Source organism: Photobacterium sp. DNB23_23_1 (genome assembly GCF_052873815.1).
The window spans coordinates 1-12,409 of record NZ_JBNNXT010000070.1 but is presented as its reverse complement, the minus strand read 5'-3'; the positions used below and the strand labels follow the sequence as shown (position 1 = coordinate 12,409).

The 12,409-nt window shown below is 48.0% G+C and carries 9 protein-coding genes; all 9 read right to left on the bottom strand.

Going from position 1 to position 12,409, the window contains the following annotated elements:
• Positions 1 to 172 precede the first annotated feature (172 nt).
• Positions 173 to 4,387 carry a DNA-directed RNA polymerase subunit beta' gene (gene rpoC / locus ACVA53_RS24380; RefSeq protein ID WP_255044511.1) on the bottom strand — a complete coding sequence of 1,405 codons (4,215 nt, stop codon included), beginning with the start codon at positions 4,385 to 4,387 and terminating at the stop codon, positions 173 to 175.
• A gap of 99 nt (positions 4,388 to 4,486) precedes the next feature.
• Positions 4,487 to 8,512, bottom strand: a complete 4,026-nt coding sequence (rpoB, locus tag ACVA53_RS24375) for a DNA-directed RNA polymerase subunit beta (protein WP_255044512.1) — start codon at positions 8,510 to 8,512, stop codon at positions 4,487 to 4,489.
• Positions 8,513 to 8,735: 223 nt separating this feature from the next.
• On the bottom strand, positions 8,736 to 9,101 hold the full coding sequence (gene rplL, locus ACVA53_RS24370) for a 50S ribosomal protein L7/L12 (protein WP_255044513.1): 366 nt from the start codon (positions 9,099 to 9,101) through the stop codon (positions 8,736 to 8,738).
• Between the two features lie 60 nt (positions 9,102 to 9,161).
• On the bottom strand, positions 9,162 to 9,656 hold the full coding sequence (gene rplJ, locus ACVA53_RS24365) for a 50S ribosomal protein L10 (protein ID WP_255044514.1): 495 nt from the start codon (positions 9,654 to 9,656) through the stop codon (positions 9,162 to 9,164).
• 258 nt (positions 9,657 to 9,914) lie between these two features.
• The gene (gene rplA, locus ACVA53_RS24360; RefSeq protein ID WP_255044515.1) at positions 9,915 to 10,619 is read right to left on the bottom strand and encodes a 50S ribosomal protein L1; all 705 of its coding nucleotides are present in this window, start codon (positions 10,617 to 10,619) and stop codon (positions 9,915 to 9,917) included.
• A gap of 4 nt (positions 10,620 to 10,623) precedes the next feature.
• The gene (gene rplK, locus ACVA53_RS24355) at positions 10,624 to 11,052 is read right to left on the bottom strand and encodes a 50S ribosomal protein L11 (RefSeq protein ID WP_255044516.1); all 429 of its coding nucleotides are present in this window, start codon (positions 11,050 to 11,052) and stop codon (positions 10,624 to 10,626) included.
• A 124-nt stretch (positions 11,053 to 11,176) separates the two neighbouring features.
• Positions 11,177 to 11,722, bottom strand: a complete 546-nt coding sequence (nusG, locus tag ACVA53_RS24350; protein ID WP_047874630.1) for a transcription termination/antitermination protein NusG — start codon at positions 11,720 to 11,722, stop codon at positions 11,177 to 11,179.
• An 11-nt stretch (positions 11,723 to 11,733) separates the two neighbouring features.
• Positions 11,734 to 12,111, bottom strand: a complete 378-nt coding sequence (secE, locus tag ACVA53_RS24345; protein WP_107350963.1) for a preprotein translocase subunit SecE — start codon at positions 12,109 to 12,111, stop codon at positions 11,734 to 11,736.
• Between the two features lie 216 nt (positions 12,112 to 12,327).
• Positions 12,328 to 12,409: EF-Tu C-terminal domain-related protein (locus ACVA53_RS24340; RefSeq protein ID WP_082874015.1), on the bottom strand; the 82-nt coding region annotated here is incomplete at its 5' end.

The window sequence follows — 12,409 nt, the reverse complement described above, 5'->3', positions numbered from 1 at the left end:
TGAGCCGGATATCGACTCTCTACTTCCTTGGAACTTCTCTCATTAATAATCGCCCCGTGGAATCATGGGGCGGATACGTTGCAGAAGTGTCATTTGTGAGCATCTCCCCTGACAACAGGCAATAAAAAAGGGCACCCGAAGGTACCCTTTTATTCAATGCGTTAGCTAACGATTAGTCGTCGCTTAGGCCGGCATTCAGTAGTGCAGCAAGATCTTGCGATGCCTGCTCTGCATCTACTTGAGGTGCAACTGGCTCTAGCTCTGCATCACGCTGACGCTGACGGTTCTGGTGGTACGCAAAACCGGTACCAGCAGGGATCAGACGACCAACGATTACGTTCTCTTTCAGGCCACGTAGCTCATCACGCTTACCAGAAACCGCAGCTTCTGTTAGTACGCGAGTCGTTTCCTGGAACGATGCCGCTGAGATGAACGACTCAGTTGCAAGCGATGCTTTGGTGATACCCAGTAGGTCACGCTCAAACGTTGCGATTAGCTTACCTTCAGCTTCAAGCTTACGGTTAGTAATCGTTACGCGAGAGAACTCAACCTGCTCACCAGGTAGGAACTCAGAGTCACCTGAAGACACGATAGTAACTTTACGCAGCATCTGACGAATGATTGTCTCGATGTGCTTATCGTTAATCTTAACGCCCTGTAGTCGGTAAACTTCCTGAACCTCGTTAACGATGTATTCTGCAACTGCGTGTACACCACGTAGACGTAGAATATCGTGCGGAGCCTCTGGACCATCGGCGATTACATCACCCTTCTCAACCTTCTCACCTTCGAATACGTTCAGCTGGCGCCACTTAGGTACCATTTCTTCGTATGCGTTGCCTTCAGAAGGTGTGATGATTAGGCGACGTTTGCCTTTAGTTTCTTTACCGAACGAAACCATACCCGTGATTTCAGCAAGGATCGCAGGCTCTTTCGGCTTACGTGCTTCGAACAGGTCAGCAACTCGTGGTAGACCACCGGTGATATCTTTCGTACCGCCAGATGCCTGCGGGATACGTGCTAGCGTATCACCGATACCAACCATTGCGCCATCTTCTAGCTGGATGATTGCTTTACCCGGCAGGAAGTATTGAGCTGGTACTTCAGTACCGGCGATCATTACATCATGGCCGTTTTCATCAACTAGCTTAACCGTTGGACGCATGTCTTTACCTGCACCGGTACGCTCTGCAGCGTCAAGTACAGTGATCATAGACAGACCCGTTAGCTCATCAGTTTGACGAGAAACAGTTACACCATCAATCAGGTCAACAAACTGGATACGACCTGCCACTTCAGTGATGATTGGCATTGTGTGCGGGTCCCAGTTAGCGATAACTTCGCCAGCTTTAACTTCCGCAGCATCACCTTTAGTTAGGTGTGAACCGTATGGCAGTTTGTAGTTCTCTTTGGTACGACCAAACTCATCGATAACGCTCATTTCTGACGCACGAGAAGTGATAACTAGCTTGCCTTCGTTGTTAGTAACAAACTTGGCATTATGCAGTTTCATCGAACCGTTGTTCTTAACCTGGATGCTGTTTTCAGCAGCGGCTGCAGATGCTGCACCACCAATGTGGAACGTACGCATCGTAAGCTGTGTACCTGGCTCACCGATTGACTGAGCAGCAACAACACCTACTGCTTCACCAGTGTTCACCAAGTGACCACGTGCTAGGTCACGACCGTAACAGAACTTACAACAACCGAAGTCATTCTCACAGGTTACAACAGAGCGCACTTTGACCTGGTCAACAGAGTTCTCTTCCAGGATGTCACACCACTTCTCATCAAGAAGCGTGTTACGTGGAGCAAGAACTTCTTCTGTACCCGGCTTGATAACGTCTTCAGCAACAACACGACCAAGAACTCGGTCACCTAGCTGCTCTTTAACATCACCACCTTCGACTAGAGGCATCATGGTGATACCTGCATGCGTACCACAGTCATCAGCTGTGATTACAACATCCTGCGCAACGTCAACTAGACGACGCGTTAGGTAACCGGAGTTAGCTGTCTTCAGTGCGGTATCGGCAAGACCCTTACGAGCACCGTGAGTAGAGATGAAGTACTGTAGTACGTTCAGACCTTCACGGAAGTTCGCTGTGATCGGTGTTTCGATGATTGAGCCATCCGGCTTAGCCATCAGACCACGCATACCCGCCAACTGACGAATCTGTGCGGCAGAACCACGAGCACCTGAGTCGGCCATCATGTAAACGCTGTTGAACGATTTCTGCTGCTCTTCTTCACCGTCACGGTTAATGACAGTATCGAAAGACAGGTTATCCATCATCGCTTTAGCAACTTGCTCATTCGCTGTTGCCCAGATATCGATAACTTTGTTGTAACGTTCACCGGCGGTTACAAGACCAGATTGGAACTGCTCTTGGATTTCAGCAACTTCTGCTTCTGCTTCTGCGATCTTGGTGTATTTCGCTTCTGGTACAACCATATCGTCGATACCAACAGACACACCAGAAAGTGCAGCGTAAGCAAAACCTGTGTACATGATCTGGTCAGCAAAGATAACAGTATCTTTCATGCCCAGTTCACGGTAACAAGTGTTAAGCAGTTTAGAGATCTGCTTCTTACCCAACGCTTCGGTATTCACAAGGCTAAATGGCAGACCTTTCGGTACGATAGTCCATAGCATTGCACGACCAACAGTCGTATCAATCAATTGAGTATCTTCAACCAAGCCACCCTGCTCGCTTTTCACGAACTGAGTAATACGAACTTTAACGCGAGCATGCAGCTCAGCATTACCTGTACGGTATGCTTTTTCAGCTTCAGCAGGACCTGCAAGGTACATGCCTTCGCCTTTAGCGTTAATCTTCTCACGAGTCATGTAGTAAAGACCCAATACAACGTCCTGAGAAGGTACGATGATCGGATCACCAGATGCTGGCGAAAGGATGTTGTTCGTTGACATCATCAGCGCACGAGCTTCAAGCTGTGCTTCCAGTGTTAGGGGTACGTGTACCGCCATCTGGTCACCATCGAAGTCGGCGTTGTATGCCGCACACACTAGTGGGTGAAGCTGAATCGCTTTACCTTCGATTAGTACTGGTTCAAATGCCTGAATACCCAAACGGTGCAGTGTTGGTGCACGGTTAAGCATGACTGGGTGTTCGCGGATCACTTCGTCTAGGATATCCCAAACAACCGCTTCTTCGCGCTCAACCATCTTCTTAGCAGCTTTGATCGTTGTCGCAAGACCACGAGTCTCTAGCTTGCCGTAGATAAATGGCTTAAATAGCTCAAGTGCCATCTTCTTAGGAAGACCACACTGATGCAGGCGTAGGTATGGACCTACGGTGATAACAGAACGACCAGAGTAGTCTACACGCTTACCAAGTAGGTTCTGACGGAAACGACCCTGCTTACCTTTGATCATGTCAGCCAAAGATTTCAGAGGACGCTTGTTCGAACCTGTGATAGCGCGGCCACGGCGACCGTTATCTAGCAATGCATCAACAGACTCCTGAAGCATACGTTTTTCGTTACGTACGATAATGTCAGGGGCTGCTAGGTCCAGTAGACGCTTAAGACGGTTGTTACGGTTGATTACGCGACGGTACAGATCATTCAGATCAGACGTTGCGAAACGGCCACCATCTAGCGGTACCAGCGGACGTAGATCCGGCGGTAGTACTGGCAGTACAGACAGGATCATCCACTCTGGGTTGTTACCTGACTGTAGGAATGCTTCTACCAGCTTAAGACGCTTGGTTAGCTTCTTACGCTTGGTTTCAGAGTTAGTTTCTTCTAGCTCTTCGCGCATCAGCTCGATTTCAGCATTCAGGTCCATATTGGCCAGAAGTGCCTGAACGGCTTCAGCACCCATCTTCGCGTCGAACTCGTCGCCCCACTCTTCAAGTGCATCCAGGTACTGTTCTTCTGACAGCAGCTGGCTACGCTCAAGGTTGGTCATACCCGGTTCGATTACCACGTAAGATTCAAAGTAAAGTACACGCTCGATATCACGTAGCGGCATGTCCATTAACAGACCGATACGAGATGGCAGTGACTTAAGGAACCAGATGTGGGCAACTGGAGAAGCTAGCTCAATGTGACCCATACGTTCACGACGTACTTTAGTCTGAGTTACTTCTACGCCACATTTTTCACAGATAACACCACGGTGCTTCAGGCGCTTGTACTTGCCACAAAGACACTCGTAGTCTTTTACTGGGCCAAAGATACGTGCACAGAAAAGACCGTCACGCTCAGGCTTAAAAGTACGGTAGTTGATGGTTTCTGGTTTTTTCACTTCACCGAAAGACCATGAACGGATCATGTCTGGTGAAGCAAGACCGATTTTGATCGCGTCAAATTCTTCAGTCTTGTGTTGTGCTTTCAGAAACTTAAGTAAGTCTTTCACATTCGGCTCCTGTGAGGAGTTGACCCATAAAGGCGCCAGTCTACTGGCGCCTTCATATTTATACCGGAGTAACTAATAAATCTTGGTATGAACCGAGGTTTATTCGTCTTCCAGCTCGATGTTGATACCCAACGAGCGGATTTCTTTCAACAATACGTTGAACGATTCCGGCATACCAGGTTCCATACGATGGTCGCCATCGACGATGTTCTTATACATCTTCGTACGGCCGTTAACGTCATCCGACTTAACAGTTAGCATTTCCTGTAGGGTGTATGCTGCGCCATATGCTTCTAGCGCCCACACTTCCATCTCACCGAAACGCTGACCACCGAACTGAGCTTTACCACCCAGCGGCTGCTGAGTAACTAGGCTGTAAGAACCGGTAGAACGGGCATGCATCTTGTCATCAACCAAGTGGTTAAGTTTCAGCATGTACATGTAACCAACAGTTACAGGACGCTCAAACATATCACCGGTACGACCGTCAAACAGTTTCAGCTGACCAGATTCTGGCAAGTCACCCAATTTCAGAAGCTCTTTAATAGAACTTTCTGGCGCACCGTCGAAGACTGGTGTCGCGATAGGTAGACCATTACGCAGGTTCTTGATCAACGTATGTACTTCGTCGTCGCTTAGGGCGGCAATGTCTACATCCTGGCGCGTGTCGCCCAGGTCGTACACTTTCTGCAGGAAGTTACGGAACTGATGTAGTTCCTGCTGCTGCTTAAGCATCTCGTTCAGTTTGTCACCGATACCTTTCGCTGCAAGACCCAAGTGAGTCTCCAGGATCTGACCGATGTTCATACGAGACGGTACACCCAGCGGGTTCAGTACGATATCAACTGTCTGACCTTTTTCATCGTACGGCATATCTTCAACAGGACAAATCTTAGAGATTACACCCTTGTTACCGTGACGACCCGCCATCTTATCACCAGGCTGGATACGACGCTTAACAGCTAGGTATACCTTAACAATCTTAAGGACACCCGGCGCTAGGTCATCACCCTGAGTGATCTTACGGCGCTTGGTTTCAAATTTCTTATCGAACTCTGATTTCAGCTCGTCGTACTGCTCGGCTAGCTGCTCAAGTTGGTTCTGCTGTGATTCATCATCAAGAGTCTGACCAAACAGCTTCTCGCGGTCCATTGTAGACAGTTTGTCTTCGCTGTAACCGGCTGCAAGAAGAAGAGTACGAACACGTGCAAGAAGACCACCCTCAAGGATCTGGAATTCTTCAGTGATGTCTTTCTTAGCTTCTTTCAGCTGCATCTCTTCGATTTCTAGCGCACGCTTGTCTTTCTCAACGCCGTCACGGGTAAATACCTGAACGTCGATGATAGTACCAGACACTGAATTCGGTACACGTAGAGAAGAGTCTTTCACGTCAGACGCTTTCTCACCGAAGATAGCACGTAGTAGCTTCTCTTCAGGAGTCAGCTGAGTTTCACCCTTAGGTGTCACCTTACCAACTAGGATGTCACCACCCTTAACTTCAGCACCGATGTAAACGATGCCTGATTCATCCAGCTTAGATAGCGCTGCTTCACCCACGTTAGGGATATCGGCAGTAATTTCTTCCGCACCTAGCTTAGTATCACGCGCCACACAAGATAGTTCTTGAATGTGGATAGTTGTCAGGCGGTCTTCCTGTACAACACGCTCAGATACAAGGATGGAATCCTCGAAGTTGTAACCGTTCCAAGGCATAAATGCGATACGCATGTTCTGGCCAAGGGCTAGTTCACCAAGGTCGGTAGATGGACCATCGGCAAGCACGTCACCACGAGCCACAGGCTCACCCGGCATCACAGTTGGACGCTGGTTGATACATGTGTTCTGGTTAGAACGGGTGTACTTGGTCAAGTTGTAGATGTCGATACCCGCTTCGCCTGGTACCAACTCGTCTTCGTTAACTTTGATAACGATACGAGAAGCATCTACTGACTGAACCATACCGCCACGTTTAGCTACGGCTGTTACACCGGAGTCAACCGCTACGTTACGTTCGATACCTGTACCTACTAGCGGCTTATCAGCACGTAGAGTAGGAACAGCCTGACGCTGCATGTTCGCACCCATAAGGGCACGGTTTGCATCATCGTGCTCTAGGAATGGGATCAGAGATGCCGCCACCGATACAACCTGGTTGGTTGCAACGTCCATGTACTGCACATGGTCACGTGGGTGCAGACCTGATTCACCTTTCTGGCGAGCAGTGATCAATTCGTCAGCGAATGAACCGTCTTCATTAAGCGCGGCGTTCGCCTGAGCGATAACGTAATGACCTTCTTCGATTGCAGATAGGTAATCGATTTCCTCGGTTACCTTGCCGTCGATAACTTTACGGTATGGTGTTTCTAAGAAACCGTAAGGGTTACACTGCGCAAAAGCAGACAGTGAGTTGATCAGACCGATGTTTGGACCTTCCGGCGTTTCGATCGGACATAGACGACCGTAGTGGGTCGCGTGAACATCTCGAACCTCAAAGCCAGCACGCTCACGAGTCAGACCACCTGGACCAAGCGCCGAGATACGACGTTTGTGAGTAACTTCTGACAGCGGGTTGTTCTGATCCATAAACTGAGACAGCTGAGAAGAGCCGAAGAACTCTTTAACTGCCGCAGAAATTGGCTTGGCATTGATAAGGTCTTGAGGCATTACTGCATCAAGGTCACCAAGGCTTAGGCGCTCTTTAACTGCACGTTCAACACGTACCAAACCAACACGGAATTGGTTTTCAGCCATCTCACCTACAGAACGGATGCGGCGGTTGCCAAGGTGGTCGATATCATCAACTTCACCTTTACCGTTACGGATATCGATTAGACGACGCATTACATCGATGATGTCAGCGTGATCTAGGGTACCCGGACCTGTAGTTTCTTCACGAACTAGCGAGCTGTTGAACTTCATACGACCAACAGCAGATAGGTCGTAACGCTCTTCGCTGAAGAACAAGCTTTCGAATAGCTGCTCCGCGGCTTCGCGCGTTGGCGGCTCACCAGGACGCATCATGCGGTAGATTTCTACCAGTGCGCTTAGGCGGTCGGTCGTGCTGTCGACACGGATGGTGTCAGACATGTACGGACCGAAGTCCAAATCGTTCGTAAATAGAACTTCTAGAGACTTGTAGCCAGATTGAGATAGCAGTGCTAGCGTTTCCAGGCTAAGTTCCTGGTTAGCAGCTGCAATCAATTCGCCGGTTTCCTCGTTCACGTAATCACGTGACGCGATTTTACCCACGATGTATTCAACAGGTACTTCGATGTGGTCAACACCGTCTTTACCAAGCTGGCGGATATGGCGAGCGGTAATGCGACGGCCTTGTTCAACGTAAACCTTGCCATTGGCTTCGATATCAAAGCTGGCAGTTTCACCACGCAGGCGCTCAGGTACCAATTCCATAACCAGAGACTTGCCCTGAACTTCGAAGTTTACTTTTTCGAAGAACATGTCAAGGATCTGCTCGGTAGTGTAGCCTAGTGCGCGCAGGATGATTGAAGCTGGTAGTTTACGACGACGGTCGATACGTACGAATACGTTATCCTTAGGATCAAATTCGAAATCCAACCATGAACCACGGTATGGGATTACGCGTGCGTTATAAAGCACTTTACCTGAGGAGTGGGTCTTACCCTTATCGCTGTCGAAGAAAACACCCGGGCTACGGTGTAGCTGGGATACGATAACCCTCTCGGTACCGTTAATAACGAAAGTACCGTTATCTGTCATGAGCGGAATTTCGCCCATGTAAACTTCTTGTTCTTTAATGTCTTTGACTGTGCCAGCTGGCGCGTCTTTATCGTACATGACAAGACGAAGCTTCACACGAAGTGGTGCAGAATATGTTACGCCACGAATCTGACATTCTTTAACATCGAAGACCGGCTCACCGAGACGATAGCTAACGTATTGCAGCTCGGAATTGCCGTTATAGCTCTGAATTGGAAAAACAGAACGAAAGGCAGCTTCTAGACCGTAATGCCCTTCTGGATCCTGCTCGATGAACTTTTTAAAAGACTCAAGCTGGATCGACAGCAAGTATGGAACATCCAAAACTTGTGGACGCTTACCAAAATCCTTACGGATACGCTTTTTCTCGGTATAAGAGTAAACCATAGGTTCCTCAGATCGCTGATAAGTGATCCAAACTGCTCAAAACGAGGAGCAGTGACTAATGACACTGTTTATAGTTGGAACAATCCTGGAAAACAGAACTGCTTTTTGCATGAATAGTGATTGCAAAACAATGTGAAAACACCACTACCCTACAGCGCAAAAAGGCCGGTGGCATTGTAGCCACCAGCCATTAGCCAATTAAGGCTATGAAGCTAAGTAATTATTACTTAATTTCAACAGAAGCACCAGCTTCTTCTAGCTGAGCTTTAAGAGCGTCAGCTTCTGCTTTGTCAACGCCTTCTTTAAGTGCAGAAGGTGCGCCGTCAACTAGAGCTTTAGCTTCTTTAAGACCTAGGCCAGTTGCGCCACGTACAGCTTTGATAACCTGTACTTTCTGTGAGCCAGCAGCTGTTAGGATTACGTCAAACTCAGTTTGCTCTTCAGCTGCTTCTGCAGCTGCGCCGCCCGCTACTACTGCTGCTGCAGCTGTAACGCCGAATTTTTCTTCCATAGCTTCGATTAGCTCAACAACTTGCATTACAGACATTTCTGCAACTGCGTCTAGGATTTGCTCGTTAGTGATAGACATAACAATTCTCTTTGAAATCAACAATTAATTTAATATAGCGTTCAGATAAAGCAAAGGCGATTACGCCGCAGCTTCTTCTTTCTGATCGCGTACAGCTGCGATAGTACGTACCAGCTTGCCAGCTGAAGCTTCTTTCATGCACATCATTAGGCGTGCAATTGCTTCGTCGTAAGTTGGTAGTGTCGCAAGAATTTCTGCGTCAGCAACAGCGCCTTCGAATGCGGCTGCTTTGATCTCGAAATCTTTGTTCTCTTTAGCGAAGTCTTTGAAAAGACGCGCTGCAGCACCTGGGTGCTCATTAGAGAAACCGATCAGTGTAGGACCAACGAAAGTGTCTTGTAGACACTCAAAGTCAGTACCTTCAACTGCGCGACGTGCTAGTGTGTTACGAACAACTTTCAGGTAAACGCCGTTTTCACGAGCTTGTTTACGTAGAGAAGTCATCGCATCAACTGCAACGCCACGTGAGTCAGCAACAACTGCAGACAGGGCACCATTGGCAGCTTCGTTGACTTCAGCAACAATTGCTTTTTTGTCTTGAAGATTTAATGCCATTGGATATAGCTCCTGGATTTTGCTGGGTTACCCCAGTCATTACACCACTCACTGCCACTATGGCAGGAGAGTCTTACGGCGCAGATCCAAGATAGATTTACATCAATCATGTTCTGGCACCGTCTACGTAGGTAATATTAAGTTTGCTCAAAAGAACGAAACGCCTACGGTCTTTGACGAAGGTCAATTGCCAAGCAATCGACCTTAGCCATGAATTTGTGAACGCTGGATTATACACTAATTCAGCGTTACTGCAAATTACTGTGCGTTAGTTTCCAGAGTATTCTGGTCTAGCGCTACACCTGCACCCATAGTGGTGGAGATGCTTACTTTCTTGATGAAAGTACCTTTAGCTGAAGAAGGCTTAGCTTTCTTCAGGGCAACTAGAAGAGACTCTAGGTTCTCTTTTAGTTGTTCAGCATCGAAGTCCACTTTACCGATAGTAGTGTGGATGATGCCGTTCTTGTCGTTACGGTAACGAACCTGACCCGCTTTAGCGTTCTTAACCGCTTGAGCAACGTTAGGAGTTACAGTACCAACTTTAGGGTTTGGCATTAGGCCGCGTGGACCAAGAATAGTACCAAGCTGACCTACAACGCGCATTGCATCTGGAGATGCGATAACTACGTCGAAGTTCATCTCGCCTTTCTTAACCTGAGCAGCAAGTTCTTCCATGCCTACTAGATCAGCGCCAGCTTCTTTAGCAGCTTCAGCGTTTGCACCCTGAGTGAATACCGCTACGCGGATTTCACGGCCAGTACCGTGTGGTAGCACAGTTGCGCCACGAACGTTCTGGTCAGATTTACGTGCATCGATGCCAAGGTTAACGGCAACGTCAACGCTTTCAGTAAATTTAGCAGTAGCTAGTTCTTTAAGAAGAGCAACAGCTTCATTGATGTCGTACTCACGTGCAACGTCAACTTTTTCGCGGATTACGCGCATACGCTTAGTTAGTTTTGCCATTGTCTTAACCCTCTACCACTAGACCCATTGAACGAGCAGTACCAGCAATCGAACGCTTCATAGCTTCGATGTCAGCACCAGTCATGTCCGCAGCTTTAGTTTCTGCGATCTCTTGGATCTGAGCGTCAGTTACAGTACCAACTTTCTCAGTGTTCGGACGGCCAGAACCAGACTTAACGCCAGCAGCTTTCTTAAGAAGAACAGCAGCAGGTGGAGTCTTAGTGATGAACGTGAATGAACGGTCGTTGTATACTGTGATAACAACTGGAGTCGGTAGACCTTTCTCAACTGAGTCAGTCTTAGCGTTGAACGCTTTACAGAATTCCATGATGTTCACACCGTGCTGACCTAGTGCAGGACCAACCGGTGGACTTGGGTTTGCCATACCAGCTGCAACTTGCAGCTTGATGTAAGCTTCTACTTTTTTAGCCATTGCTATTTACCTTAATTTGGGTTCGAACGTCTATTTTCGAGAAATAGACTCCCCGTCTAACGAAAGGGCGCGAAATTATAGTCCAATTTCACGCCCCTGACAACTAAAACTGATTACTTAATGATCAGCTTTTTTCCACCTGACCAAACTCCAGTTCTACAGGAGTCGCACGGCCGAAGATGGATACAGATACCTTCACACGGCTCTTGTCGTAGTCAACTTCTTCTACAACACCGTTAAAGTCTGCGAACGGGCCATCCGTAACACGGACAACTTCACCCGGTTCAAAGACAGTCTTGTGAACAGGCGATTCACTCGCTTTCTCAAGACGGTTAAGAATAGCATCTGCCTCTTTATCAGAGATCGGAGCCGGACGGTCAGATGTACCGCCGATGAACCCCATTACACGAGGGATACTACGTACCAGATGCCATGTCTCATCGTTCATCACCATCTGTACAAGCACATAACCAGGGAAGAACTTACGCTCGCTCTTCCGGCGCTGGCCCGCACGGACTTCCACAACTTCTTCTGTTGGGACAAGTACTTCTTCGAAGTGCTCTTCCATGCCGTGCATTTTGATATGCTCACGTAGTGACTGTGCAACACGACCTTCAAAACCAGAGAAGGCCTGTACTACATACCATCGTTTTTTTGGAGCTTCGCTCATGAACTCTTACCTCACACACCGGTAACTAGGCGGACTAGACGGACCATGATGCCGTCGATGCCCCACAAGGCTAACGCCATAATGACAGTGACAGCTAAAACGATAAAGGTTGTCTGCGTAGCTTCCTGACGAGTAGGCCATACTACCTTGCGGACTTCCATGCGCGATTCGCGGGCAAACGAGATCGCGGTTTTACCTTTTGCTGTAAGTGCGGCAATACCACCAGCTGCAGCCACAAGGACAACAACAGCAGCAGCACGTAGCACTACAGAAACATCACTGTACAGGTAATTACCAACCACAGCGGCAGCTAGCAAGGCAAATACAGCGACCCACTTAAGGCCATCCATACCACCAGAGCTGCTTTGGTTTTCGGCATTCGCTTTCATACAACCAACCTGTAACTAGTCTCAATATAGACGAAAATAACCCCGCATAAGCGAGGCTCTAATGAAGGAAAGCTCTAAAGCCTTAATTACAAACAAAAAACTTCATCATAGTAAATTTTTCTTCCTGCATGCTTGAGCAAAAAATATGCAAAACCAAGCAACAGCGCAGAAAAAGGGCATCAAATGATGCCCTTTTTAGTACCGTGTCGTCAAATATTATTCAACGATAGTTGCAACAACACCAGCACCAACTGTACGGCCACCTTCACGGATAGCAAAACGTAGACCTTCGTCCATC